This window comes from Streptomyces sp. DH-12 (assembly GCF_002899455.1).
Taxonomy (GTDB): Bacteria; Actinomycetota; Actinomycetes; order Streptomycetales; family Streptomycetaceae; genus Streptomyces.
Genome location: NZ_PPFB01000001.1, coordinates 3,296,142 through 3,321,359 on the forward strand (window position 1 = coordinate 3,296,142; position 25,218 = coordinate 3,321,359).

Sequence of the window (25,218 nt, forward strand, 5' to 3'; positions counted from 1 at the left end):
CCACCCCGTACGGGTGACCGCCCTGCGGTTCAGGCGACTCGCTTACTGGTTGTACGGACCGTAGTCGTAGTCCTCCAGCGGAACGGCCTGGCCGGAGCCGGTGCCGAACGGCGAGTAGTCGATGTCGTCGTAGCCGACGGCCGAGTACATCGCGGCCTTGGCCTCCTCGGTCGGCTCGACCCGGATGTTGCGGTAACGGGACAGACCCGTACCGGCCGGGATGAGCTTACCGATGATGACGTTCTCCTTGAGGCCGATGAGCGAGTCGGACTTGGCATTGATCGCCGCGTCCGTGAGGACTCGCGTCGTCTCCTGGAAGGACGCCGCCGACAGCCAGGACTCCGTGGCCAGCGAGGCCTTGGTGATACCCATGAGCTGCGGACGACCGGAGGCCGGGTGACCGCCCTCCTGGACCACACGACGGTTCTCGGTCTCGAACTTCGACCGCTCGACCAGCTCGCCGGGCAGCAGCTCGGCGTCGCCGGACTCGATGATTGTCACGCGGCGCAGCATCTGCCGGATGATGATCTCGATGTGCTTGTCGTGGATCGACACGCCCTGCGAGTTGTACACCTTCTGGACCTCGCCGACCAGGTGGACCTGGACGGCACGCTGACCCAGGATGCGCAGCACGTCGTGCGGGTTGGTGGCACCCACGGTGAGCTGCTGGCCCACCTCGACGTGGTCGCCCTCGGAGACCAGGACCTTGGCGCGCTTCGAGATCGGGTACGCCGTCTCGTCGCTGCCGTCGTCCGGGGTGACGACGATCTTCTTCGTCTTCTCCGTCTCCTCGATCCGCACGCGGCCGGAGGCCTCGGAGATCGGGGCGACGCCCTTCGGGGTACGGGCCTCGAAGAGCTCGACGACACGCGGCAGACCCTGGGTGATGTCGTCACCGGCCACACCACCGGTGTGGAAGGTACGCATCGTCAGCTGGGTGCCGGGCTCACCGATGGACTGGGCGGCGATGATGCCGACCGCCTCGCCGATGTCGACCAGCTTGCCGGTGGCCAGCGAACGGCCGTAGCACATCGCGCAGGTGCCGACGGCGGACTCGCAGGTCAGGACCGAACGGGTCTTGACCTCCTCGACGCCGCGGGAGACGAGCTCCTCGATGAGGACGTCGCCCAGGTCGGTGCCGGCCGGGGCCAGCACCTGGCCGTCGACCACGATGTCCTCGGCGAGGCAGCGCGCGTACACGGACGTCTCGACGTCGTCCGCCTTGCGCAGCACGCCGTCCGCGTCACGGTTCGCGATCTTGAGGCGCAGACCGCGGTCGGTGCCGCAGTCCTCCTCGCGGATGATGACGTCCTGGGAGACGTCGACCAGACGACGGGTGAGGTAACCCGAGTCGGCGGTGCGCAGAGCGGTGTCCGCCAGACCCTTACGGGCGCCGTGCGTGGAGATGAAGTACTCCAGCACGGACAGGCCCTCACGGAACGACGCCTTGATCGGACGCGGGATCGTCTCGTTCTTCGCGTTCGACACCAGACCACGCATACCGGCGATCTGACGCATCTGCATCATGTTGCCTCGTGCACCCGAGTTCACCATCATGAAGATCGGGTTGGTCTTCGGGAAGTTGTCGTTCATCGCCTCGGCGACCTCGTTGGTCGCCTTGGTCCAGATCGCGATGAGCTCCTGCGTGCGCTCGTCCTTGGTGATCAGACCGCGCTCGTACTGCTTCTGGACCTTCTCGTCCTGCGCCTCGTAGCCCTGGACGATCTCCTTCTTCGCCTCGGGGACGACGACGTCGGAGATCGCGACGGTGACGCCGGAGCGGGTGGCCCAGTGGAAGCCGGCCGCCTTCAGGTTGTCGAGCGTCGCCGCCACGATGACCTTCGGGTAGCGCTCGGCAAGGTCGTTGACGATCTCGGAGAGCTGCTTCTTGCCGACCTCGTAGTCGACGAACGGGTAGTCCTCGGGCAGCAGCTCGTTGAAGAGCGCCCGGCCCAGGGTGGTCGTCAGGCGGAACGGGTCCCCCTGCTGCCACTCGGAGCCGCCCTCGGCCTCGCCGTCCTCGCCCACCGGCGGGGTCCAGCCGCGCGGCGGGATGGTGCCGACCGGGAAGCGGACGTCGATCTTCGACTGGAGCGACAGCTCGCCCGCGTCGAAGGCCATGATCGCCTCCGCGACCGAGGAGAAGGAACGGCCCTCGCCCTTGAGGTCGCGCATCTCGCCGTCGGTGGTGAGGAAGAACAGACCGAGGACCATGTCCTGGGTCGGCATCGTCACCGGACGGCCGTCGGCCGGCTTGAGGATGTTGTTCGAGGACAGCATCAGGATGCGGGCCTCGGCCTGCGCCTCCGCGGACAGCGGCAGGTGCACGGCCATCTGGTCACCGTCGAAGTCCGCGTTGAACGCGGTGCAGACGAGCGGGTGGATCTGGATGGCCTTGCCCTCGACCAGCTGCGGCTCGAAGGCCTGGATGCCGAGGCGGTGCAGCGTGGGCGCACGGTTCAGCAGAACCGGGTGCTCCGCGATGACCTCTTCCAGCACGTCGTACACGACCGTGCGGCCGCGCTCGACCATGCGCTTGGCCGACTTGATGTTCTGCGCGTGGTTCAGGTCGACCAGGCGCTTCATCACGAACGGCTTGAACAGCTCCAGCGCCATCGCCTTCGGCAGACCGCACTGGTGCAGCTTGAGCTGCGGACCGACGACGATCACGGAACGCGCGGAGTAGTCCACACGCTTGCCGAGCAGGTTCTGGCGGAAGCGGCCCTGCTTGCCCTTCAGCATGTCGCTGAGCGACTTCAGCGGACGGTTGCCCGGACCGGTGACCGGCCGGCCGCGACGGCCGTTGTCGAACAGCGCGTCCACGGCCTCCTGGAGCATGCGCTTCTCGTTGTTCACGATGATCTCGGGCGCGCCGAGGTCGAGAAGCCGCTTCAGGCGGTTGTTGCGGTTGATGACACGGCGGTACAGGTCGTTCAGGTCGGAGGTCGCGAAGCGGCCACCGTCCAGCTGCACCATCGGACGCAGGTCCGGCGGGATGACCGGGACGCAGTCCAGAACCATGCCCTTGGGGCTGTTGGAAGTCTGCAGGAACGCCGAGACGACCTTCAGCCGCTTCAGGGCACGGGTCTTCTTCTGGCCCTTGCCCGTGCGGATGATCTCGCGGAGCTTCTCGGCCTCCTCCTCGAGGTCGAAGGACTCCAGGCGCTTCTGCAGCGCCGCGGCGCCCATCGAGCCGTCGAAGTACGTGCCGAAGCGGTCACGCAGCTCCCGGTAGAGCAGCTCGTCGCCCTCGAGGTCCTGGACCTTGAGGTTCTTGAAGCGGTTCCACACCTCGTCGAGACGGTCGATCTCGCGCTGCGCACGGTCGCGCAGCTGCTTCATCTCACGCTCGGCGCCCTCGCGCACCTTGCGGCGCACGTCGGCCTTGGCGCCCTCGGCCTCCAGCTCGGCCAGGTCGGTCTCGAGCTTCTTGGCGCGGGCCTCCAGGTCGGCGTCCCGGCGGTTCTCGATCTGCTGACGCTCGACGGAGACGTGGGCCTCCAGCGACGGCAGGTCGCGGGTGCGGCGCTCCTCGTCCACGTACGTGATCATGTACGCGGCGAAGTAGATGACCTTCTCGAGGTCCTTGGGAGCCAGGTCGAGCAGGTAGCCCAGCCGGCTCGGGACACCCTTGAAGTACCAGATGTGCGTGACGGGAGCGGCCAGCTCGATGTGGCCCATCCGCTCACGGCGCACCTTGGCGCGAGTGACCTCGACGCCGCAGCGCTCGCAGATGATGCCCTTGAAGCGGACACGCTTGTACTTGCCGCAGTAGCACTCCCAGTCCCGGGTGGGACCGAAGATCTTCTCGCAGAAGAGCCCGTCCTTTTCCGGCTTGAGGGTGCGGTAGTTGATGGTCTCGGGCTTCTTGACCTCGCCGTGGCTCCACTGACGGATGTCGTCAGCGGTGGCCAGGCCGATCCGGAGCTCGTCGAAGAAGTTGACGTCGAGCACTATGCGTCAATCCCTCTCAGGGTCGTAAGTCTTGGGGTCTGATACGGGGGTCCTGGGGCGGGCGGCCCGGGGTTCACCGGGCCGCCCCACTCCCGTCAGACCTCTTCGACGCTGCTCGGCTCACGCCGGGACAGGTCGATGCCGAGCTCCTCCGCAGCGCGGAAGACGTCCTCGTCGGTGTCGCGCATCTCGATGGACATACCGTCGCTGGACAGCACCTCCACGTTCAGGCACAGGGACTGCATCTCCTTGATGAGCACCTTGAAGGACTCGGGGATGCCGGGCTCGGGGATGTTCTCGCCCTTGACGATGGCCTCGTAGACCTTCACGCGGCCGGTGACGTCGTCGGACTTGATGGTCAGCAGCTCCTGGAGCGCGTAGGCGGCGCCGTACGCCTCGAGTGCCCACACCTCCATCTCGCCGAACCGCTGGCCACCGAACTGAGCCTTACCGCCCAGCGGCTGCTGGGTGATCATGGAGTACGGACCGGTCGACCGGGCGTGCAGCTTGTCGTCGACCAGGTGGTGCAGCTTCAGGATGTACATGTAGCCGACCGAGATCGGGTCCGGGAACGGCTCACCCGAGCGGCCGTCGAACAGCCGCGCCTTGCCGGACGGCAGGACCATGCGGTCGCCGTCGCGGTTCGGGATGGTGTGCTCCAGCAGACCGGCGAGCTCGTCCTCGCGGGCGCCGTCGAAGACCGGGGTGGCCACGTTGGTACGGGGCTCGACCTTGTCCGCGCCGATCGCCTGGAGGCGCTGGGCCCACTCGTCCGCGAGGCCGGAGACGTCCCAGCCCTGGCTGGCGAGCCAGCCGAGGTGGATCTCCAGGACCTGTCCCGGGTTCATGCGGGACGGCACACCCAGCGGGTTGAGGATGATGTCGACCGGGGTCCCGTCCTCGAGGAACGGCATGTCCTCGATGGGCAGGATCTTGGAGATGACGCCCTTGTTGCCGTGGCGGCCGGCGAGCTTGTCACCGTCGGTGATCTTGCGCTTCTGCGCGACGTAGACGCGCACCAGCTGGTTCACGCCCGGGGGAAGCTCGTCGCCCTCCTCGCGGTCGAAGACGCGGACGCCGATGACCTTGCCGGTCTCGCCGTGCGGCACCTTCAGCGAGGTGTCACGGACCTCACGGGCCTTCTCACCGAAGATCGCGCGCAGCAGGCGCTCCTCGGGGGTCAGCTCGGTCTCACCCTTCGGGGTCACCTTGCCGACGAGGATGTCGCCGGCGATGACCTCGGCGCCGATGCGGATGATGCCGCGCTCGTCGAGGTCGGCGAGGACCTCCTCGGAGACGTTCGGGATGTCCCGGGTGATCTCCTCGGGGCCGAGCTTGGTGTCACGGGCGTCGACCTCGTGCTCCTCGATGTGGATCGAGGAGAGGACGTCGTCCTGCACGAGGCGCTGCGACAGGATGATCGCGTCCTCGTAGTTGTGGCCCTCCCACGGCATGAACGCCACGAGCAGGTTCTTGCCGAGCGCCATCTCGCCGTTCTGGGTGGCCGGGCCGTCGGCGAGGACCTGGCCCTCGACGATCCGGTCGCCCTCGGCGACGATGACCTTCTGGTTGACCGAGGTGCCCTGGTTGGAGCGGGAGAACTTGGCCAGGCGGTACGTGATGTACGTGCCGTCGTCGTTGGCCGTGGTGATGTAGTCCGCGGAGACCTCCTGGACCACACCCGCCTTCTCCGCCTTGACCACGTCACCGGCGTCGACGGCGGAGCGGTACTCCATGCCGGTGCCGACGAGCGGGGCCTCGGACTTGATCAGCGGCACGGCCTGGCGCATCATGTTCGCGCCCATGAGGGCGCGGTTGGCGTCGTCGTGCTCGAGGAACGGGATCATGGCGGTCGCGACCGACACCATCTGGCGCGGCGAGACGTCCATGTAGTCGACCTCGTCGGCGGGGACGTAGTCGACCTCACCGCCGCGGCGGCGGACCAGGATGCGGTTCTCGGCGAAGCGCATGTCGTCGTTCAGCGGCGCGTTGGCCTGAGCGATGACGAAGCGGTCCTCCTCGTCGGCGGTCAGGTAGTCCACCTCGTCGGTGACCTGGCCGTCGACGACCTTGCGGTACGGCGTCTCGATGAAGCCGAACGGGTTGATCCGCCCGTAGGAGGCGAGCGAACCGATCAGACCGATGTTCGGGCCTTCCGGCGTCTCGATCGGGCACATGCGGCCGTAGTGCGAGGGGTGCACGTCACGGACCTCGAAGCCGGCCCGCTCACGGGAGAGACCACCCGGGCCGAGGGCGTTCAGACGACGCTTGTGCGTCAGCCCCGACAGCGGGTTGTTCTGGTCCATGAACTGGGACAGCTGGCTGGTGCCGAAGAACTCCTTGATGGAGGCGACGACCGGCCGGATGTTGATCAGGGTCTGCGGCGTGATCGCCTCGACGTCCTGGGTGGTCATGCGCTCGCGCACGACGCGCTCCATACGGGCGAGACCCGTACGGACCTGGTTCTGGATCAGCTCGCCGACGTTGCGGATGCGGCGGTTGCCGAAGTGGTCGATGTCGTCGGTCTCGACGATGATCGTGCGGCCCGACTCGCCCGTCGTCTCGGTCTCGCCGGCGTGCAGCTTCACCAGGTACTTGATGGTGGCGATGATGTCGTCGGTGGTGAGCACGCCGGCGTCCAGCGGCTGGTCGCCGCCGAGCTTCTTGTTCACCTTGTAGCGGCCGACCTTGGCGAGGTCGTAGCGCTTGGGGTTGAAGTAGAGGTTCTCCAGCAGCGTCTGCGCGGCCTCACGGGTCGGGGGCTCGCCCGGGCGCAGCTTGCGGTAGATGTCGAGCAGCGCGTCGTCCTGGCCCTGGGTGTGGTCCTTCTCCAGGGTGGCGCGCATGGACTCGTACTCGCCGAACTCCTCGAGGATCTGCTCGGTGGTCCAGCCGAGCGCCTTCAGGAGGACGGTGACGGACTGCTTGCGCTTGCGGTCGATGCGCACACCGACCATGTCGCGCTTGTCGATCTCCATCTCCAGCCAGGCGCCCCGGGACGGGATGATCTTGGCGGAGAAGATGTCCTTGTCGGACGTCTTGTCGATGGAGGAGTCGAAGTAGACGCCGGGCGAGCGCACCAGCTGGGACACCACGACACGCTCGGTGCCGTTGATGACGAAGGTGCCCTTGTTCGTCATGAGCGGGAAGTCGCCCATGAAGACGGTCTGGGACTTGATCTCGCCGGTCTCGTTGTTGGTGAACTCGGCCGTGACGAAGAGCGGGGCGGCGTACGTGAAGTCGCGCTCCTTGCACTCGTCGATGGAGTTCTTCGGCGGCTCGAAGCGGTGGTCGCGGAAGGTCAGCGACATCGACCCGGAGAAGTCCTCGATCGGGGAGATCTCTTCGAAGATCTCCTCCAGACCGGACTTGGTGGGGACGTCCTGCCCGTTCTCGAGAGCCTCCTCGACGCGAGCCTTCCACGCGTCGTTGCCGAGCAGCCAGTCAAAGCTCTCGGTCTGCAGCGCGAGAAGGTTCGGAACCTCGAGGGGCTCCTTGATCTTTGCAAAGGAGATGCGCAGCGGGGCGGTGCTGGCGCCGTTGTTCGTATTCGCGGTCGAGGCGTTGCGCGAGGCGGCCAAGAGGGGGTCCTTCCGAGGGCTCGGACTCACTACGCGCGTACCGGCCCCCCACTGGGCGCAGAGACGGACATTCCAGGTCGGAAGTGATCCGGTCGTCCATGCTCGAGTGAGGGCATGCCCCTGGTGACGGGCAGGGGACAGCTAACAGGCAGCGCAAAGGGTCAGTGTAGCCACTTGGCCCACTGATGTCCAGTGCGGTGTACGAGACCGGGTGGAGGCCCTCGTTGTCATCAACTCCTGCGGCAAGGCGCTGCCCTCAACGCACGGTGATACTGCCCTCTTTGCCGTCGATCCATGCCTCGGATTCGGATCCTTGTGACGACGCGTCCTGAGAATTGCGCGCTGCGTGCGGTTCGTCAAGGGCTCCCCTTGCCCGAACCGCGGCCGTCCGGCTCATCTCCGCGGCCCTCGGAGGCACAACGAAGATCACCATACCCCCCGCCGTCCCGGGTGCAAGGCAGCCGCCGCCGACCCCCCGGTACGCCGAAGAGCGACCACCCGGATGGATGATCGCTCCTCGGTGCTTGAGCGTTACACGCCCCGAGGGGCGCGTGACGGATCCCTGCGGACCCGGAAGGTCTTACTTGACCTCGACGGAGGCGCCGGCGCCCTCGAGGGCCTCCTTGGCCTTGTCGGCGGCTTCCTTGTTGACCTTCTCGAGGACCGGCTTCGGGGTGCCGTCGACGAGGTCCTTGGCCTCCTTCAGACCCAGGGAGGTCAGCTCGCGCACGACCTTGATGACCTGGATCTTCTTCTCGCCGGCACCGGTGAGGACGACGTCGAACTCGTCCTTCTCCGGCTCGGCCTCGGCGGCGGCGCCACCGGCGGCACCACCGGCGACGACGACCGGGGCGGCCGCGGCGGCGGTGACGTCGAACTTGTCCTCGAAGGCCTTCACGAACTCGGAGAGCTCGATGAGGGTCATCTCCTCGAACTGGGCCAGCAGCTCGTCCTGGGTGAGCTTCGCCATGATGGCGGTCCTTCCACTAAATCGGCAGGTGCCGGGTGTACTGGGTGAGGCGGGCGTTACTCGGGCCCGCATCGGCCCTCACCTCATGCGGCGAGGACCGGAAAGCGAGCCGAATTACTCGGCACCGCCCTGCTCGTCCTGCTTGGCACGGAGCGCGTCCACGGTGCGGACGAGCTTCGACGGCAGCGCCTGGAAGACGGAGGCAGCCTGGGACTGCTTCGCCTTGAAGGCACCGGCCAGCTTGGAGAGCAGCACCTCGCGGGACTCGAGGTCCGCGAGCTTCTTGATCTCGTCGGCGGACAGCGCCTTGCCGTCAAGGACACCGCCCTTGATGACGAGATTCGGGTTGTCCTTGGCGAAGTCACGAAGACCCTTCGCCGACTCCACCGGGTCACCGGTGACGAAGGCGACCGCCGTCGGGCCAGCGAAGAGCTGGTCGTCGAGCGTGATCCCGGCCTCGTTGGCCGCAATCTTGGTCAGCGTGTTCTTCACCACGGCGTACTGGGCGTTCTCACCGAGCGAACGACGCAGCGTCTTGAGCTGCGCCACGGTGAGACCGCGGTACTCGGTCAGCACGGCGGCGTTGGAGCTGCGGAACTTGTCCGTCAGCTCGGCAACCGCGGCAGCCTTGTCGGGCCTCGCCATAGAGCCTCGGCCTCCTTCCGGGTGATTCGGACCGCGCGGACCCGAAGGAGGACTGGGGAAAACGAAACGCCCCGGGCGCAGGCGCACGGGGCGAAGCTCAACCGGTTCTCCGCGCCTCGCGGCGGCGGTCTCCCGGGAACTCTTCCACTGTCACCTGCGCGGGTCGTCCGCAGTTCAGCGGATCCTTCGGCCACCGCGCCCTCTTACGAGCGCACGGCAACGACCAGCGGTCTTTGGCTTCCGTGGAAGCGTACGCGACCGGATCGGCGTGAGGCAAATCGGCCGATCGGGGGCTTCCGGCGCGGGGTGTGACGCGCCGGAAGCCCCCGTCGGGAACTAGGCGGCCGAGCCGGCGCCCGCGCCCAGCGACTCCAGCTCCTTCAGCATCTCCATGAAGTCGAAGGTCTCGCCGGCCGGCGGGGCCTCGACGTCGACCTCGGCGCCGTAGTCCGAGAAGTGCGAGGTCATCTTCATCGTGCCCTGGGCCGTGGTCATGCCGACGACCATCTTGGCCGGGTAGTCGTCCTCGTCGACCCAGATCTCGGTGTCGTAGCCCTTGAGGCCCGTCTTCTTCATGTTGGCGACGAGCTGCTCGCGCTCCTGCTCGGTGAAGAGGCCGTCGAGCGCCTCGTTGGCGTCGAGCATCTCCTCGACGCTCAGCGTGCCCTTGTAGTGCTGCGTCTCGACGCCGTCGACCTTCTCGGGGCCGACGTGCTTCAGGCTCGGCGACCCGAGCAGCACGGCGAGCTGCCGGGCCGGGTCCTGGTTCATGTTCTCCAGGCTGCTGGTCATCTGCTTCCGCAGCTCCGCGTCCCCGGACGCGTCCGCCATCGCGCCGAAGTCCATCTTCATCCAGCGCTTGCCGTCCATCTGGGCGGCCTGCGCGGCGCCCATGTCCATGTACAGGGCCTCGTCCAGCATGATCATGCGCACCTGCTCGGGTGCGTCGGGGGCGCCGGCGGTGAAGGCGGATCCCTTCATCGTGACGTCCATGACCGCCGGGTCCCAGCCCTGCACGCCGGACACCTCCATGGTGCCGCCGCCCCCCATGCCGGACGGCATCGCGATGGTCATCCGCACCTTCGAGGACTTCGCCTCCGAGGTCTTCTTGAAGGCGGCCTGGAGCACCTCGGCCGCCTCCGTCTGCGTCTGCGCCCCGGCCTTCCCCCCGTCGTCACCGTCCTGGCATCCCGCGAGACCCGTGACGACCGCCGCGGCCGTCAGACAGACACCCGCGCGCTTCCATGCGGCCATGACCATCAGATTCCCACCCCTGCTGTATCGCTGTGCTGTGCGTGATCGCTGTGAACGGTAGCCCACGCCACCGACACAGGCGTACGAAAAACCCGCCCCCGCGCCCGGATCGGGGGCGAGGACGGGTTTTCGACGCGTGCGCGCACCGGCCCGTCGGCCGGCTCACCCGGCTCAGACGGCGGCCGGGTCCTCCTCGACGAGGAGGTTGCGGGTGCGGTTCGGGTCGAGCGGAACGCCGGGGCCCATCGTGGTGCTGATGGCGGCCTTCTTGATGTAGCGGCCCTTCGCGGCGGACGGCTTCAGACGGAGGATCTCCTCCAGGGCCGCGCCGTAGTTCTCCACCAGCTTGGTGTCGTCGAACGACGTCTTGCCGATGATGAAGTGCAGGTTCGCGTGCTTGTCGACACGGAACTCGATCTTGCCGCCCTTGATGTCGTTGACAGCCTTGACGACGTCCGGGGTCACGGTGCCGGTCTTCGGGTTCGGCATCAGACCACGGGGACCGAGCACGCGGCCGAGGCGGCCGACCTTGCCCATGAGGTCCGGGGTGGCGACGACGGCGTCGAAGTCCAGACGGCCCTTCGACACCTCGTCGATCAGCTCGTCGGCGCCGACGATGTCGGCGCCCGCGGCGCGTGCGGCCTCGGCACGGTCACCGGTCGCGAAGACCAGGACCCGGGCGGTCTTACCGGTGCCGTGCGGGAGGTTCACGGTGCCACGGACCATCTGGTCGGCCTTGCGCGGGTCGACACCCAGACGGAAGGCGACCTCGACGGTGCCGTCGAACTTGGTCGTGGACGTCTCCTTGGCGAGACGGACGGCCTCGAGCGGGGCGTACAGCTTCTCCCGGTCGATCTTGGCGTCCGCAGCGCGGAGAGACTTGCTGCGCTTGCTCACTGAAAGCTCCTGTGCGTTCGAGGAGTCGTGGTCCGGGCCGAGCAGGCCCTGCCACTACTGCTTGGCTTGACGGGGGTGGAGGTCAGCCCTCGACCGTGACGCCCATGGAACGGGCGGTGCCGGCGATGATCTTCTCGGCGGCGTCCAGGTCGTTGGCGTTGAGGTCGGGCATCTTGGTGGTGGCGATCTCACGGACCTGGTCACGCGTGATCTTCGCGACCTTGGTCTTGTGCGGCTCGCCGGAGCCCTTCTCCACGCCCGCGGCCTTGAGGATCATCTTGGCGGCCGGCGGGGTCTTGGTGATGAAGGTGAAGGAGCGGTCCTCGTAGACCGTGATCTCCACCGGGATGACCCAGCCGCGCTGCGACTCGGTCGCGGCGTTGTAGGCCTTGCAGAACTCCATGATGTTCACGCCGTGCTGACCCAGCGCGGGGCCGACCGGCGGGGCCGGGTTCGCGGCACCGGCCTGGATCTGGAGCTTGATGAGCCCCGTGACCTTCTTCTTCTTGGGAGGCATGGCTCTCCGGGTCCTTTCGATTCGGGTCCTGCCGGCGTCCCGGGGACAACCAGGACGCAGGCATACCGCACAACGATAACGGGTATAGATGCGCGGCCAAAAACCGCGCAGGTCAGACAAACGCGCGAGCGTTCGCCTGACCTGCGCGGAAGCGGTGTATCAGCCGGTCCGGAAGGGCTAGTTCTTCTGGATCTGGTCGAAGGAGAGCTCGACCGGCGTCTCACGGCCGAAGATCTCCACCAGGCCCTTGACCTTCTTGGAGTCGGGGTTGATCTCGTTGATGGTCGCCTGGAGCGTGGCGAACGGGCCGTCGGTGACGGTGACCGAGTCGCCGACCTCGAAGTCCAGCACCTGGACCTCGACCTTGCGCTGCGGCGCCGGCTTGCCCTCGGCCTCGGCGGCCTCGCGGGCGGCCTTCTCCTCGGCCTCCGGGGCGAGCATCTTGACGATCTCGTCCAGCGTCAGCGGGTACGGGTCGTAGGCGTTGCCCACGAAGCCGGTGACGCCGGGGGTGTTGCGGACGACGCCCCAGGACTCGTTCGTCAGGTCCATGCGGACCAGGACGTAGCCCGGGAGCTTGTTCTGCTTGATCGTCTTGCGGTCGCCGTTCTTGATCTGGACGACCTCTTCCTGCGGCACCTCGGCCTGGAAGATGTAGTCCTCGACGTTCAGCGAGACGGCGCGCTGCTCGAGGTTGGTCTTCACGCGGTTCTCGTAGCCCGCGTAGGTGTGGATCACGTACCACTCGCCGGGCAGGGACCGCAGTTCCTCGCGGAGCTTCTCGACCGGATCGCGGTCGTCCTCCGGCTCGGCCTCGGCCTCGTCCGCGGCCTCGGCGACCTCGTCCTCCGCGGTCTCGCCGTCGGTGGTGCCGGCAGCCTCGGCCTCGGCGGAGGCCTCGGTGTCCTCGACGTCCGCGCCCTCGACGGCGGCGAGCGCGTCCTCGGCGGACTCGGCCCCTTCGCCGTAAGGCTCGACGGCGTCGTTCACGTTCGGGTCAGACACGGTGGCTGCTTCTTCCTGGATACATGGGGGTGGAACATGCGAAAGGAGCGCCGGGTACCTCGGCGCTCTTCGCTCGGGGATCAGCCGAAGACGTACTTGGCGGCGTGGCTGAGGCCATAGTCGATCAGAGTGATCAGGCCGATCATCAGGACCACGAAGATGATCACTGCGGTCGTGTACGACGTCAGCTGGTTGCGCGTGGGCCAGACGACCTTGCGGAGCTCCGCGATGATCTGGCGGTAGAAGAGCGCGAGACGCTTCAGGGGCCCCTTCTTGGCCCGCTTGCCGCCCTTGCGAGGCTTCTTCTCCTCGGCATCAGGCATGTCGATGGAGCCCACGGCGTCCGTCACTCGTCCTCACCTGATTCCGGGTCGTGGCCGTGCCGCGCCCGGTTTGAGCCGCACGGCGGTGCATTGCTGTACGTACATGCGCACACATCCTGGCGAAGGTGTGTGTAGCAGGGCCGGAGGGACTTGAACCCCCAACCGCTGGTTTTGGAGACCAGTGCTCTACCAATTGAGCTACGACCCTTTGTGCGTCCCCCAACGTACCGCATCCGGCCGGAAGCGTGGTGTGCACCGGCTGAGCGCGGGCCGCTGAAGGCCAACGAGGTGAGAGTGTACGTGTTCCTGGGCCGGGCGTCGAACAGAAAGTGCCTGAGAGGGACCGCACCGGCCGCGGAACGGCCGGTGATCGTCCTGGCCACGCCGCCCTCGGACGCGCGAACCGGACTGGTGTTCCGCCCTTGCCCGGTGCTGCTCAGTCCGTGAAACCGCTGTGCCGACCGTGTTTCGCGTCTGGAACGATGGGCCTCATGAGCGCTGCAACCCCTCCCACCGAGCGCCGGGTCTCCGCCCGAGTCGGCGCGATCTCCGAATCCGCCACCCTCGCCGTGGACGCCAAGGCCAAGGCCCTCAAGGCCGCCGGGCGACCGGTGATCGGCTTCGGCGCCGGTGAGCCCGACTTCCCGACGCCGGACTACATCGTCGAGGCCGCGATCGAGGCCTGCAAGAACCCGAAGTACCACCGGTACACGCCGGCCGGCGGCCTGCCCGAGCTGAAGCAGGCGATCGCCGCCAAGACGCTGCGCGACTCCGGCTACGAGGTGGACCCGTCCCAGATCCTGGTCACCAACGGCGGCAAGCAGGCCATCTACGAGGCCTTCGCCGCGATCCTCGACCCGGGCGACGAGGTCATCGTCCCGGCGCCGTACTGGACCACGTACCCCGAGTCGATCCGGCTCGCGGGCGGTGTCCCGGTCGAGGTCGTCGCCGACGAGACCACCGGCTACCGGGTGAGCGTGGAGCAGCTGGAGGCGGCCCGCACGGAGAAGACGAAGGTCGTGCTCTTCGTCTCCCCGTCGAACCCGACCGGCGCGGTCTACGGCGAGGCCGAGACCGAGGCCATCGGCCGCTGGGCCGTCGAGCACGGCCTGTGGGTGCTCACCGACGAGATCTACGAGCACCTGGTGTACGGCGACGCCGTCTCGGTCTCGCTGCCCGCGCTCCTGCCCGAGCTGCGCGACAAGTGCGTCGTGGTCAACGGCGTCGCCAAGACGTACGCGATGACCGGCTGGCGGGTCGGCTGGGTCATCGGCCCGAAGGACGTCGTGAAGGCCGCGACCAACCTCCAGTCGCACGCCACGTCGAACGTGTCGAACGTCGCCCAGGCCGCCGCCCTCGCCGCCGTCTCCGGCGACCTGGACGCGGTCGCGAAGATGCGCGAGGCCTTCGACCGCCGGCGCCGGACGATCGTGCGGATGCTCAACGAGATCGACGGCGTGGTCTGCCCCGAGCCCGAGGGCGCGTTCTACGCCTACCCGTCGGTGAAGGCGCTGATCGGCAAGGAGATCCGCGGCAAGCGCCCCCAGGACACCGTCGAGCTGGCCGCGCTCATCCTGGAGGAGGCCGAGGTCGCGGTGGTCCCCGGTGAGGCGTTCGGCACGCCGGGCTACCTGCGGCTGTCCTACGCGCTGGGCGACGAGGACCTCGTCGAGGGCGTGAGCCGCGTCCAGAAGCTGCTGGCGGAGGCGCGGGACTGACGGTCTTCCCCTTCCACGACGGGGGCACCCGGGACCGCCCGGGCGCCCCCGTTCGTCCGTGCGAGCAAGATCCCGTACGGGGAAGCGCTACCGGGACGGCCGGAACGTGCGGCAGGATCCTGGGATGCTGAGCTTTTCAGGGGGGCGCCCCCCGAACCCCCCGCGTGTACGTGATGTCTCTGAGCTGCCGAAGGCCCATCTGCATCTGCACTTCACCGGATCCATGCGGCCCAGCACCCTGCTGGAGCTGGCCGACAAGTACGGGGTGCGACTGCCCGAGGCGCTGACCGACGCCCTGACCGGCGGGGAGCCGCCCCGGCTGCGGGCCACGGACGAACGCGGCTGGTTCCGCTTCCAGCGCCTGTACGACGCCGCGCGCTCGTGCATCAGATCGGCCGAGGACATCCAGCGCCTGGTGCGGGAGGCGGCCGAGGAGGACCTGCGGGACGGCTCCGGCTGGCTGGAGATCCAGGTCGACCCGACGTCGTACGCGCCCCGGCTGGGCGGGCTGATCCCGGCGCTGGAGGTCATCCTCGACGCGGTGGACTCGGCGTCCCGCGACACCGGGCTCGGCATGCGGGTGCTGGTGGCCGCCAACCGCATGAAGCACCCCCTGGACGCCCGTACGCTGGCCCGCCTCGCCGTGCGCTACGCCGACCGGGGGGTCGTCGGCTTCGGCCTCTCCAACGACGAGCGGCGCGGGATGGCCCGCGACTTCGACCGGGCGTTCGCCATCGCGCGGAGCGGCGGGCTGCTGTCGGCCCCGCACGGCGGCGAGCTGGCGGGGCCGGCGTCGGTCCGGGACTGCCTGGACGACCTGGACGCGCACCGGATCGGCCACGGCGTGCGGGCGGCGGACGATCCGCGGCTGATGAAGAGGCTCGCGGACCGGGGCATCACCTGCGAGGTGTGCCCGGCGTCGAACGTCGCCCTCGGCGTCTACGACAAGCTGGCGGACGTGCCGCTGCGCACGCTGTTCGAGGCGGGTGTGCCGATGGCGCTGGGCGCGGACGACCCGCTGCTGTTCGGCTCCCGGCTGGCGGCGCAGTACGAGATCGCGCGGCGGCACCACGGCTTCACCGACGCGGAGCTCGCCGAGCTGGCCCGGCAGTCGATCCGGGGCTCGGCGGCGCCGGAGAACGTCAAGGAGAAGCTGCTGTCGGGCGTCGACGCCTGGCTGACCGCCCCGGTCGCCTGAAGTGGGCGAGGGGCGGATACGCCTGGAAGCCGATGTCCAGCTCCGCCCCCCGCCCCCGGGTCAGGGGCAGCAGCGTGGTGAGCGAGGCGCTGAGCACGTCGTGCCCCTGGCCCGCCCCCTTGCCGAGCGGGCCGTAGCCGGCCGCCCGGCCGAGTCGCAGGGACGCGGCGGCGAAGGTGTCCCGCGCGCCGAACAGGAACAGCGTCCGGGCGTGGACGGCGGGCCGGATGCGGTCGGCGCGCGGCAGGCGGTCCCAGCGCCGCTCCCAGAGCTCCTCCCAGGCGGAGCCGTGGCACGCGGTGCGGCGTTCGTCGGTGCGGACGGTGCCCGGGACGCCCCGGGTGAGCCCGCGGCGCAGGGCGGGCCACACGGAGGGCCGCAGTCCGAGCGACTGGTGGGCGAGCACCAGGTCGACGGGCACGCCCCGCGGGTACTGCCGGGGGACGCTCTGCCGGAGCGGCACGTGGACGACCGTGCGCGGGGAGTACGCCGCGAAGGAGAACAGCCCGGCGAGGCGGGACAGGCCGTCGTGGTCCCCGACCAGGTAGCCCCAGTCGCGCATCGGGTCGCTGAGCGTGGTGTGCCGCAGCGCGGGGCGCGGCTGGACGACCCGGAAGGCGTAGTGGCCGGCGCGCGGCCGGAACTCGTCGACCCTCAGCCGCACGGAAGCTCCCTCATGGCCTCAGGGATACGCGCGGCGGGCGGGGCCGGCAACGGAATTACGCCCCGTCGCCCGTGCGGGCCGCTCAGAGGCCGACGCCGACCATGACCGGCTCGTTCACCAGGGTGATCCCGAACGCGTCGCGGACGCCCGCCACGACCTCGCGGGCCAGCGCCAGCAGGTCCTCCGTGGTGGCGTCACCGCGGTTGGTGAGCGCGAGGGTGTGCTTGGTGGAGATGCGGGCCGGCCCGCTCCCGTACCCCTTGGTGAAGCCGGCCTTGTCGATCAGCCAGGCCGCGGAGGTCTTGGTGCGCCCCTCGCCGGCGGGGTAGGCGGGCGGCTCGACGCCCTCCCCCAACCGCTCCCGCACACGCGTACGGAATGCGGCGAACGTCTCGTCGTCCAGGATCGGGTTGGTGAAGAAGGAACCGGCCGACCAGGTGTCGTGGTCCTCCGGGTCCAGCACCATGCCCTTGCCCGCACGGAGCTTCAGCACCGTGTCGCGGGCGGTGGCCAGCGGCACCCGCTCGCCGGGCGCGACACCGAGCACGCGGGCCGTCTCGGCGTACTTGACCGGGCCGGACATCCCGCCGGCGTCCTCCAGCCGGAACCGCACGCGCAGGACCACGTACCGCTCGGGGTCGGCCTTGAAGCGGCTGTGCCGGTAGGAGAAGGCGCACTCCTCGTTGGAGAGCGTGACGGTCTCACCGCTGCGCCGGTCGTAGGCGACGACCTCGGTGAGCGTGGAGGAGACCTCCTGCCCGTACGCCCCCACGTTCTGGATGGGGGTGGCGCCCGCGGAGCCGGGGATGCCGGCCAGGCACTCGATGCCGGCCAGCCCGGCCTCCACGGTGGCCGCGACGGCGTCGGTCCACACCTCGCCGGCGGCCAGCTCCAGGCCGGTGCCGTCGAGGGTGACGCCCTTGGTGGCGACGACGAGGGCGGTGCCGTCGAAGCCCTTGTCGCCGATGACCAGGTTGGAACCGCCGCCGATGACCAGCAGCGGGGTGCCGGCGGCGTCGGCCTCGCGGACGGCGGCGATCACCTCGTCGTCGGTGGTCGCGGTGACCAGCCGGGTCGCGGGACCGCCCAGCCGGAAGGTGGTCAGCGGGGCGAGGGGGGCGTCGTGGAGTTCCTGCACGGGCTCAAGACTACGAGACGGCGCCGCCGCCCCCGCTCCCCGCCGCTGCGACGGCTCAGGCCAGCCGCACGACCGCCCGCGAGGCGCCGAGGACCTTCTGGCCCGCGCTGGTCGCGATGAGGTCCACGCGGACCGTGTCGTCGTCGAGCTTGGCGGCGACCTTGCCGCTGACCTCGATGACGGCGCCCTTGTCGTCGTCGGGCACGACGACCGGGCGGGTGAAGCGGACGCCGTACTCGACGACCGCGCCGGGGTCGCCCGCCCAGTCGGTCACCACGCGGATCGCCTCGGCCATGGTGAACATGCCGTGCGCGATGACGTCGGGCAGCCCGACCTCCTTGGCGAACCGCTCGTTCCAGTGGATGGGGTTGAAGTCGCCGGAGGCCCCCGCGTACTGGACGAGGGTGGCGCGCGTCACGGGGAACGTCTGCGCGGGCAGCTCGGTGCCGACCTCGACGTCGGCGTAGGAGATCTTCGCCGTCATGGTGTGGTTCACGCCTCCTCGGCCGCGCGGGCCACCAGCTTGGTCCAGGCGGTCACGACGTGCTCGCCGTCCTGGTCGTGCACCTCGCCGCGGATGTCCAGTATGTCGTTGCCCGCCATGGACCGGATCGTCTCGATGGTGGACGTGACCGTGAGCCGGTCGCCGGCGCGCACCGGGCGCCTGTAGGCGAACTTCTGGTCGCCGTGCACCACCCGGCTGTAGTCGAGGCCGAGCTGCGGGTCGGCGACGACCTGTCCCGCGGCCTTGAACGTGATGGCGAACACGAACGTCGGCGGGGCGATCACATCGGGGTGGCCGAGCGCCTTGGCCGCCTCCGCGTCCGTGTACGCCGGGTTGGCGTCGCCCACCGCCTCGGCGAACTCGCGGATCTTCTCCCGGCCCACCTCGTAGGGCTCGGTGGGGGGATAGGTCCGCCCCACGAAGGACTGGTCGAGCGCCATGCGCGCGGCACCTCCTGTGTCGGTCCAGGACCGACGTGTCTCACAGTGTGTGGTGTCGGTGGGGAAACGACACGAGGCCGCCCCCCGAGTGGGGGGACGGCCTCGTGTACGAGCCTGATTTATCGCGTCTCGCGGTGCGCGGTGTGCGCGTTGCAACGCGGGCAGTGCTTCTTCATCTCAAGACGGTCCGGGTTGTTACGCCGGTTCTTCTTGGTGATGTAGTTCCGCTCCTTGCACTCCACGCAGGCCAGCGTGATCTTCGGGCGGACGTCGGTGGCAGCCACGTGAGTGCTCCTTGACGAACGGATGGACTTGATTAACGCAAGAAGAGTAGCCGATCGAAGGACCGACCCCGCAATCGGCTACTGACAGTAGCGGTGACCGGACTTGAACCGGTGACACAGCGATTATGAGCCGCTTGCTCTACCGACTGAGCTACACCGCTTTGATGCGATCGGGCCCCGCCTCGCGACGGGAACCTCTCACACCAGAGCCCCAAAACGGAATCGAACCGTTGACCTTCTCCTTACCATGGAGACGCTCTGCCGACTGAGCTATTGGGGCGAGCGATGAAGACATTACACGGTCCGCCGCCGTTCGCCCAAATCCGTTCCCGGTCCCGTCCCCCTCCCGGGCCGACGGGCCGCACCGGTACGACTATTGCGCTCCTCCCGGCGCGGGGCGGGGGGCCGTCCTAGGCTCGACTCACTCTGCGTGATCTTGTCTCAGCGTGACGTGCGTTCTCGTGCGCAGCCCGAGCCCCAGGAGCGCGATGCCCGACAACCGGCCGCAGTCACCGTCCCGCCCGTGGTCCTCGCCCTCCGGTTCGGGCCCGGCCCCGCTCCTGCTGTGCGGCGCCCGGCTCACCGACGGCCGGACCGTGGACGTCCGGCTGGGCGGCGGGCGCATCGAGGCCGTCGGCACGGCGGGCAGCCTCACCGCGGACGCCACGCGCGCGTGTATCGCCCGGCTCGACCTCACCGGCCACCTGCTGCTGCCGGCCCCCGCCGAACCGCACGCCCACGCGGACACCGCCCTGACCGCCGACGAACCGGGCCCCGTCTCCCCCGACCCGCAGGACGTCCAGCGCCGCGCGACGGAGGCGGCGCTGCTCCAGCTCGGGCACGGCGCCACGGCTCTGCGCGCGCACGTGCGCGTGGGGGACATGGCGGGGCTCGGCGCGCTGCGGGCCGTGCTGCGCGCCGCGCGTTCGCTGCGCGGGCTGGCCGAGCTGACCACGGTGGCGATGCCCCGGGTGCTGACGGGGGTGGCCGGGGCGGACGGGCTGGCGGTGCTGCGGGACGCCGTGAAGATGGGCGCGTCCGTGGTGGGCGGCTGCCCGGACCTCGACCCCGACCCCACGGGCTATGTGGAGGCGGTACTGGAGACGGCCTCCGAGCACGGCCTGCCCGTCGACCTGCACACCGACGCGTCCGACCCGGCCCGGCTGGCCCGCCTCGCGGCGATGGCGGGCGGCCTGCGGGCAGGGGTGACGCTCGGCCCGTGCGGGGGCCTGTCCGCCCTTCCCCCCGATGTCGCGGCCCGTACGGCGGACCGGCTCGCGGCGACCGGGGTGACGGTGGTGTGTCTGCCCCAGGGCGGCTGCGGCGCGGCGGACGGCCGGGGCGCCGCGCCGGCACGGCTGCTGCGGGCGGCGGGCGTACGGGTCGCGGCGGGCAGCGGGTCGTTGCGGGACGTGTCGAACCCGGTGGGCCGGGGCGACCCGCTGGAGGCGGCGTACCTGCTGGCCTCCTGCCAGGGGCTGTCCCCCGAGGACGCGTACGCGGCCGTGAGCGCTCAGGCGCGGGCGGCGATGGGGTTGCCGGAGGTGCGGGTGGAGGCGGGGTTCCCCGCCGACCTGCTGGCGGTCCGGGGCGACGGCCTGCCGGCGGCGCTGTCCCTGGCGTACAGCCGGATCGTGGTGCACGGGGGCCGCGTCGTCTCCCGGACGAGCGCGGTGCGGGAGTACTGCGACTCGGCGGCGGCCGGCACGGGGCCGGGACTGCCGCGGCAGGGGCGGGGGACGGCGTAGGGGCGGGGCGGTGTGGAGTGAGGCCGGCGCGGGGCGGGGTCGAGGTGGGGGTACGCCTGAGGCTGCGCGTGTCGGGGGCCGGGTCGCGCGGCGGACAGGGCCGGTGCGGCGTACGGTCGAATACATGCGCATTGTCATCGCTGGTGGTCATGGTCAGATCGCGCTGCGGCTGGAGCGGTTGCTCGTCGCGCGCGGGGACGAGGCGGCGGGCATCATCCGCAAACCCGAACAGGCGGACGACCTGCGGGAGCTGGGTGCGGAACCGATCGTGCTCGACCTGGAGTCCGCTCCCGTGGAGGAGGTCGCGCAGTGCCTGGAGGGCGCGGACGCGGCGGTGTTCGCGGCGGGCGCCGGTCCGGGCAGCGGCGTGGGCCGCAAGGACACGGTGGACCGGGCGGCGGCGGTCCTCTTCGCGGACGCGGCCGTACGCGCGGGCGTACGCCGGTTCGTGATCGTCTCGTCCATGGGCGCGGACCCGGAACACCAGGGGGACGAGGTCTTCGACGTGTACCTGCGGGCCAAGGGCGAGGCGGACGCGTACGTGCGGAGCCTGGACGCCCTGGACTGGACGATCCTGCGGCCGGGGCAGCTCACGGACGAGCCGGGCACGGGCCTGGTCCGCCTGGAGGCCCGCACGGGCCGCGGCGCGATCCCCCGCGACGACGTGGCCGCCGTCCTGGCGGAACTGGTGGACACGCCCGCGACGGCAGGCCTGACCCTGGAACTGATCAGCGGCTCCGCGCCGGCGTCGGTGGCGGTGAAGTCGGTCGCGGGCAACTGAGCGGGGCGCGGGCCTGGTTCAGAAGAGGGACATCTGCCCGGGGAAGTCCGGCACGACGTAGCCGTCCAGCGACGGCTGCTCAGGCCCTGTCCGGGCGTGCCGGCGGGACCCCGGGCAGGAGGTCAGCTCTCCGCTGCCACGGGCGCCGGGCGGATCGTGCCGCGCGTACCGCCCGGCGACGACGGCGATCTCACGACGGCACTCGGGACACGGACGACGACGCGACGACATGCTCCCAGTGTGCCCGGCAGCGTTGTGCCGCCCCTGCCCCGGCATACCAGGGCACGGCCACCGGCCGCCTCGCCTCCTGGAGTGACCGGCACCTGCGGATCCTTACGGACATCAGCGGACGCGAGGATGACGTCAGATTTCCTGGTTCCGCCCCGCGGCTGGGCCGTCGGACAACGCGTCGCGTTTCCCCTTCGCGGTCCGGCATCGTGCTGCGACGGCCTCGTCGGCCTTCAGCCGATTTCCGCCTCCGGGGCCGCGGAGGGCGGAATTCCGGAAATTGTCGAACACGCGGCGCGCGGTGCGGCATTCGCAATGATCCGGCGTGCGGCACGCCCCGCGACTCGACCTGCGGCATTCATGACGCTTTGGCGTGCGACACGCGCAACGGCTCATGGGTGATGCCGCCGACGACCGCGGCGCCGACCGCCGGGCGGTGAGGCAACGGCCGGTCAGGTCCAGGGACTTCGCGGGGCCGAGCAGGGCCGGTTCGGGCCGGCGCAGGGTGGTCTGCGGTGCCGGGGGACCGCGCTCACCGAGTCCGCCCGGACGGGGAAGCGACGAAAGGCATTTCCCTGGTGGAAACATGCCGAATTCGAAGGAACAACTCGGCGGAGAACGACGCGACTTACCCCTGCGACACCAAGTGACAGCGGTGATTTCACTGCCTGTACCGTTCTCGCGAGGGGCAGTGACGCCGAGGCGGGACCGTCAGGTTCCCCGGAGACATATGTGCACGTCACTCCTGCCGAGATGCACGGAAGGGCAATAGAGACAGTGTTATTGAGCGGTATGAGGAGAAACGTCGCCGGGATGGCCGGGGGCGTGCTGATGGCGGCGGTCATGACCCTCACGGGGTGTTCGAGCGGCTCGGACGACTCCGAGAAGGAGACGGGTTCGAGCAACTCGCCGGCCGCCGATTCCGAGAAGGCGCCGGGCAGCGAGCAGGGGGACGCCTCGGATACGGGGCAGGCCTCGTCCGCTGACCAGTCCACCGCCGAGAGCGCGGTCGCGGCGTGGGTCACCGCAGTCGTCAAGAACCAGCCGAAGGAAGCGTGCCTGCTGATGGGCGAGGCCGCTACCGGCTCGAAGCCCGCGCGCGCCGGCACGGAAGCGACGTGCGACAGCAACTCGCCCGAAGGCGCGAAGATCCTGGAGAGCATAGGGAAGTTCCGGGAGTCGTTCACCCCCGATCCGCCCTCGGCCGACCCGGAGGTGGAGGTCGCCGAGACCCCGGCCACCGGAGACGAAACGGTGGTCCCCGCAGAGAAGATCACCGTTGACGGCCAGACCCTCGACAAGATCATCCTTTCCCGCTCCACAGGCGTGGAAGCCGGTCAGCTGGACGTCCAGGTCCACTCCAGCAAGATCGACGACAGGTGGTACGTCACCAACATCGGCTTCGACATCGGCTGACCCGGCACTCCGGACGGCGCCGCCTCGACGACCACGGCTCCCCGTGTCGGCGGGGCGGCACGTGCCGCCGACGCCGCGCCGGCATGAGCGCAGCCACTTCCACTGCTGAGCCTCAGTCGTCGCCACCCCCGGCTCTCCGCCGGATGACGGCGGCTGCCCACTGGCCGACCACCACGCTCACCGTCAACGTCAGCGCGAACGAGAACGAGTCGTCCCACGACTTGCCCCTCACCCAATGCCACACCACCGCACCGAGCCCGAACACCGCACCCGCACAGGCCCACACCACGAGCCATCGCACGAACCGGTGTCGGCGCCATGGAGCGGCAGAGGCCTCCTCACTTGTGCGCTGACGGTCCGTCATGCTGCAGCGCTTACCCGCCCACGGCTACGCCAAGAGCGGCTCTCCGTCCCGCCGGCGACCGGGACTGCGAGGCGCCCGTTCCGCCGGAACCGGCGTTCCCGCTCCGCGGCCACGTCGGATTCCTCAGCGACGGCGACGAAGCTGCCACTGCGAAGACTCGGCGCGACTGCGACAGAGTGGCCGAACGGGCCCGGAAGCCTGCCCGCGGGTACGGGTCGCCCACGTGCTCCGAGGCAGGGCGTTCAGGCACGGGACGGAGTGAGACAGTGGGCCGCCTCCGGGATGACATGACGAAGAGCCCGTGACCTGCTGCGTGAGCAGGTCACGGGCCCTTCGTTCCCGTGTGGCGGCGCCAGGATTCGAACCTGGGAAGGCTGAGCCGGCAGATTTACAGTCTGCTCCCTTTGGCCGCTCGGGCACACCGCCGGGTTTGCTGCACTGAACCCCGCCTTCCGGCGGTGCTCGCTGGCAACGACGTAAACAATACCCGATGGACAGGGGTGCTTCGCCACCCGATTGATCGCCACCCCCGGGCCGGGGGGTGACTAGGCTGGTCCGGATGCGGTCCGGGACCGATTCCGGGCTCGGTGGCCGCCTCAAGTACGCCGGTACGCATCCGGTGCGCAGCCCGATACGCACCCCGAATCAAGGAGCCACAGGACATGGCCGACTCCAGTTTCGACATCGTCTCGAAGGTCGAGCGGCAGGAGGTCGACAACGCCCTCAACCAGACCGCCAAGGAGATCTCGCAGCGCTACGACTTCAAGGGCGTGGGCGCCTCGATCTCGTGGTCCGGGGAGAAGATCCTCATGGAGGCCAACTCCGAGGACCGGGTGAAAGCTGTCCTCGACGTCTTCCAGTCCAAGCTGATCAAGCGGGGCATCTCCCTGAAGGCCCTGGACGCGGGCGAGCCGCAGCTCTCGGGCAAGGAGTTCAAGATCTTCGCGTCGATCCAGGAGGGCATCTCCCAGGAGAACGCGAAGAAGGTCGCGAAGATCATCCGCGACGAAGGCCCGAAGGGCGTGAAGGCCCAGGTCCAGGGTGAGGAGCTGCGCGTCAGCTCCAAGAGCCGGGACGACCTCCAGGCCGTCATCACGCTGCTCAAGGGCAAGGACTTCGACTTCGCCCTGCAGTTCGTGAACTACCGGTAGAACGGCCGGCGCGCCGGACGGCCGCAGGAGGGTGGGCGCCGCTCGGGCGCCCACCCTTTTCGTGCGCGCGGCGGCGCCGCACGCGTGTCGCGTCAGTCGCGCGAATGACCGAAGAGGATGCGGTAGGCGATCAGCAGGACCAATGAGCCGCCGATCGCGGCCAGCCACGTGGCGCCGTCGTAGAAGTCCTTGCTGATCGGGTGGTCGAGCCAGCGGGACGAGATCCAGCCGCCGGTGAACGCGCCGGCGACGCCGATCAGGGTCGTGCCGACGAGGCCGCCCGGGTCGCGGCCGGGCAGCAGGAGCTTCGCGATGGCACCGGCCAGCAGGCCCAGAATGATCCAGCTGATGATCGTCATGCCGAGTACCTGCCCCTCCCCGTCGGCCTGTGCACCATGGAGGACGTCACGAGTACACCTTCCGGTTGCCCTTGACCA

At 69.4% G+C, this 25,218-nt stretch carries 22 protein-coding genes and 4 tRNA genes; 6 read left to right on the top strand and 20 right to left on the bottom strand.

Features of this window, described 5'->3' with window-relative positions; genetic code table 11:
• Window positions 1-42: 42 nt before the first annotated feature.
• The 10 genes from C1708_RS13555 to C1708_RS13605 form a co-directional block, all read right to left on the bottom strand.
• Window positions 43-3,954: a DNA-directed RNA polymerase subunit beta' gene (locus tag C1708_RS13555; protein ID WP_106412917.1), complete on the bottom strand. Its 3,912-nt coding sequence runs from the start codon at window positions 3,952-3,954 to the stop codon at window positions 43-45.
• Between the two features lie 95 nt (window positions 3,955-4,049).
• Window positions 4,050-7,535 (bottom strand): DNA-directed RNA polymerase subunit beta, encoded by a 3,486-nt coding sequence (gene rpoB, locus C1708_RS13560; RefSeq protein ID WP_106412918.1) that lies wholly within the window; start codon window positions 7,533-7,535, stop codon window positions 4,050-4,052.
• Between the two features lie 580 nt (window positions 7,536-8,115).
• On the bottom strand, window positions 8,116-8,505 hold the full coding sequence (rplL, locus tag C1708_RS13570; protein WP_106412919.1) for a 50S ribosomal protein L7/L12: 390 nt from the start codon (window positions 8,503-8,505) through the stop codon (window positions 8,116-8,118).
• 114 nt (window positions 8,506-8,619) lie between these two features.
• Complete coding sequence (rplJ, locus tag C1708_RS13575; protein ID WP_006130602.1) at window positions 8,620-9,150, bottom strand: 50S ribosomal protein L10; 531 nt, start codon at window positions 9,148-9,150, stop codon at window positions 8,620-8,622.
• Between the two features lie 336 nt (window positions 9,151-9,486).
• The gene (locus C1708_RS13580) at window positions 9,487-10,410 is read right to left on the bottom strand and encodes an SCO4651 family lipoprotein (protein WP_106412920.1); all 924 of its coding nucleotides are present in this window, start codon (window positions 10,408-10,410) and stop codon (window positions 9,487-9,489) included.
• 165 nt (window positions 10,411-10,575) lie between these two features.
• Window positions 10,576-11,301 carry a 50S ribosomal protein L1 gene (gene rplA, locus C1708_RS13585; RefSeq protein ID WP_106412921.1) on the bottom strand — a complete coding sequence of 242 codons (726 nt, stop codon included), beginning with the start codon at window positions 11,299-11,301 and terminating at the stop codon, window positions 10,576-10,578.
• Window positions 11,302-11,383: 82 nt separating this feature from the next.
• The gene (gene rplK, locus C1708_RS13590) at window positions 11,384-11,818 is read right to left on the bottom strand and encodes a 50S ribosomal protein L11 (RefSeq protein WP_006130605.1); all 435 of its coding nucleotides are present in this window, start codon (window positions 11,816-11,818) and stop codon (window positions 11,384-11,386) included.
• A 177-nt stretch (window positions 11,819-11,995) separates the two neighbouring features.
• The gene (gene nusG / locus C1708_RS13595; RefSeq protein WP_106412922.1) at window positions 11,996-12,823 is read right to left on the bottom strand and encodes a transcription termination/antitermination protein NusG; all 828 of its coding nucleotides are present in this window, start codon (window positions 12,821-12,823) and stop codon (window positions 11,996-11,998) included.
• Window positions 12,824-12,903: 80 nt separating this feature from the next.
• Window positions 12,904-13,173 carry a preprotein translocase subunit SecE gene (gene secE, locus C1708_RS13600; protein ID WP_106412923.1) on the bottom strand — a complete coding sequence of 90 codons (270 nt, stop codon included), beginning with the start codon at window positions 13,171-13,173 and terminating at the stop codon, window positions 12,904-12,906.
• A gap of 108 nt (window positions 13,174-13,281) precedes the next feature.
• Window positions 13,282-13,354: transfer RNA gene (locus tag C1708_RS13605), tRNA-Trp, on the bottom strand.
• A gap of 283 nt (window positions 13,355-13,637) precedes the next feature.
• Here C1708_RS13605 and C1708_RS13610 point away from each other — a divergent pair.
• Both C1708_RS13610 and C1708_RS13615 read left to right on the top strand, forming a co-directional pair.
• On the top strand, window positions 13,638-14,864 hold the full coding sequence (locus C1708_RS13610) for a pyridoxal phosphate-dependent aminotransferase (protein WP_106412924.1): 1,227 nt from the start codon (window positions 13,638-13,640) through the stop codon (window positions 14,862-14,864).
• A gap of 223 nt (window positions 14,865-15,087) precedes the next feature.
• Window positions 15,088-16,062, top strand: coding sequence for an adenosine deaminase (locus C1708_RS13615; protein WP_241911246.1), 975 nt, complete (start codon window positions 15,088-15,090; stop codon window positions 16,060-16,062).
• On the opposite strand, the gene C1708_RS13620 is transcribed toward C1708_RS13615, so the two are convergent.
• From C1708_RS13620 to C1708_RS13650, 7 genes are all read right to left on the bottom strand, one after another.
• Window positions 16,007-16,726 carry a hypothetical protein gene (locus C1708_RS13620; protein ID WP_106412926.1) on the bottom strand — a complete coding sequence of 240 codons (720 nt, stop codon included), beginning with the start codon at window positions 16,724-16,726 and terminating at the stop codon, window positions 16,007-16,009. The two genes, C1708_RS13615 and C1708_RS13620, sit on opposite strands and share 56 nt — an antisense overlap.
• 82 nt (window positions 16,727-16,808) lie before the next feature.
• Window positions 16,809-17,864 carry a UDP-N-acetylmuramate dehydrogenase gene (locus C1708_RS13625; protein ID WP_106412927.1) on the bottom strand — a complete coding sequence of 352 codons (1,056 nt, stop codon included), beginning with the start codon at window positions 17,862-17,864 and terminating at the stop codon, window positions 16,809-16,811.
• A 55-nt stretch (window positions 17,865-17,919) separates the two neighbouring features.
• Window positions 17,920-18,348, bottom strand: a complete 429-nt coding sequence (locus C1708_RS13630; RefSeq protein WP_106416288.1) for a MaoC family dehydratase — start codon at window positions 18,346-18,348, stop codon at window positions 17,920-17,922.
• Between the two features lie 8 nt (window positions 18,349-18,356).
• Window positions 18,357-18,809 (bottom strand): MaoC family dehydratase N-terminal domain-containing protein, encoded by a 453-nt coding sequence (locus C1708_RS13635; protein ID WP_106412928.1) that lies wholly within the window; start codon window positions 18,807-18,809, stop codon window positions 18,357-18,359.
• A gap of 119 nt (window positions 18,810-18,928) precedes the next feature.
• Window positions 18,929-19,093: a 50S ribosomal protein L33 gene (gene rpmG, locus C1708_RS13640; RefSeq protein WP_003948671.1), complete on the bottom strand. Its 165-nt coding sequence runs from the start codon at window positions 19,091-19,093 to the stop codon at window positions 18,929-18,931.
• An 88-nt stretch (window positions 19,094-19,181) separates the two neighbouring features.
• Window positions 19,182-19,254: transfer RNA gene (locus C1708_RS13645), tRNA-Met, on the bottom strand.
• A gap of 46 nt (window positions 19,255-19,300) precedes the next feature.
• Window positions 19,301-19,373, bottom strand: a tRNA-Thr gene (locus tag C1708_RS13650).
• A gap of 208 nt (window positions 19,374-19,581) precedes the next feature.
• Between C1708_RS13650 and C1708_RS13655 the strand changes: the two genes are divergently transcribed.
• Window positions 19,582-20,841: an amidohydrolase family protein gene (locus C1708_RS13655; RefSeq protein WP_106412929.1), complete on the top strand. Its 1,260-nt coding sequence runs from the start codon at window positions 19,582-19,584 to the stop codon at window positions 20,839-20,841.
• A 124-nt stretch (window positions 20,842-20,965) separates the two neighbouring features.
• Window positions 20,966-21,622: an NAD(P)H-binding protein gene (locus tag C1708_RS13660; protein WP_106416289.1), complete on the top strand. Its 657-nt coding sequence runs from the start codon at window positions 20,966-20,968 to the stop codon at window positions 21,620-21,622.
• Between the two features lie 18 nt (window positions 21,623-21,640).
• Here C1708_RS13660 and C1708_RS13665 read toward each other — a convergent pair whose 3' ends face one another.
• Window positions 21,641-21,853: a hypothetical protein gene (locus C1708_RS13665; protein ID WP_106416290.1), complete on the bottom strand. Its 213-nt coding sequence runs from the start codon at window positions 21,851-21,853 to the stop codon at window positions 21,641-21,643.
• Window positions 21,854-22,663: 810 nt separating this feature from the next.
• Between C1708_RS13665 and C1708_RS13670 the strand changes: the two genes are divergently transcribed.
• Window positions 22,664-23,266 (top strand): hypothetical protein, encoded by a 603-nt coding sequence (locus C1708_RS13670; protein ID WP_106412930.1) that lies wholly within the window; start codon window positions 22,664-22,666, stop codon window positions 23,264-23,266.
• 708 nt (window positions 23,267-23,974) lie between these two features.
• On the opposite strand, the gene C1708_RS13680 is transcribed toward C1708_RS13670, so the two are convergent.
• A tRNA-Tyr gene (locus C1708_RS13680) sits at window positions 23,975-24,056 on the bottom strand.
• Window positions 24,057-24,292: 236 nt separating this feature from the next.
• Between C1708_RS13680 and C1708_RS13685 the strand changes: the two genes are divergently transcribed.
• Window positions 24,293-24,781, top strand: a complete 489-nt coding sequence (locus C1708_RS13685) for a YajQ family cyclic di-GMP-binding protein (protein WP_106412932.1) — start codon at window positions 24,293-24,295, stop codon at window positions 24,779-24,781.
• Between the two features lie 92 nt (window positions 24,782-24,873).
• Here C1708_RS13685 and C1708_RS13690 read toward each other — a convergent pair whose 3' ends face one another.
• Window positions 24,874-25,140 carry a GlsB/YeaQ/YmgE family stress response membrane protein gene (locus C1708_RS13690; RefSeq protein WP_106412933.1) on the bottom strand — a complete coding sequence of 89 codons (267 nt, stop codon included), beginning with the start codon at window positions 25,138-25,140 and terminating at the stop codon, window positions 24,874-24,876.
• Window positions 25,141-25,218 lie beyond the last annotated feature (78 nt).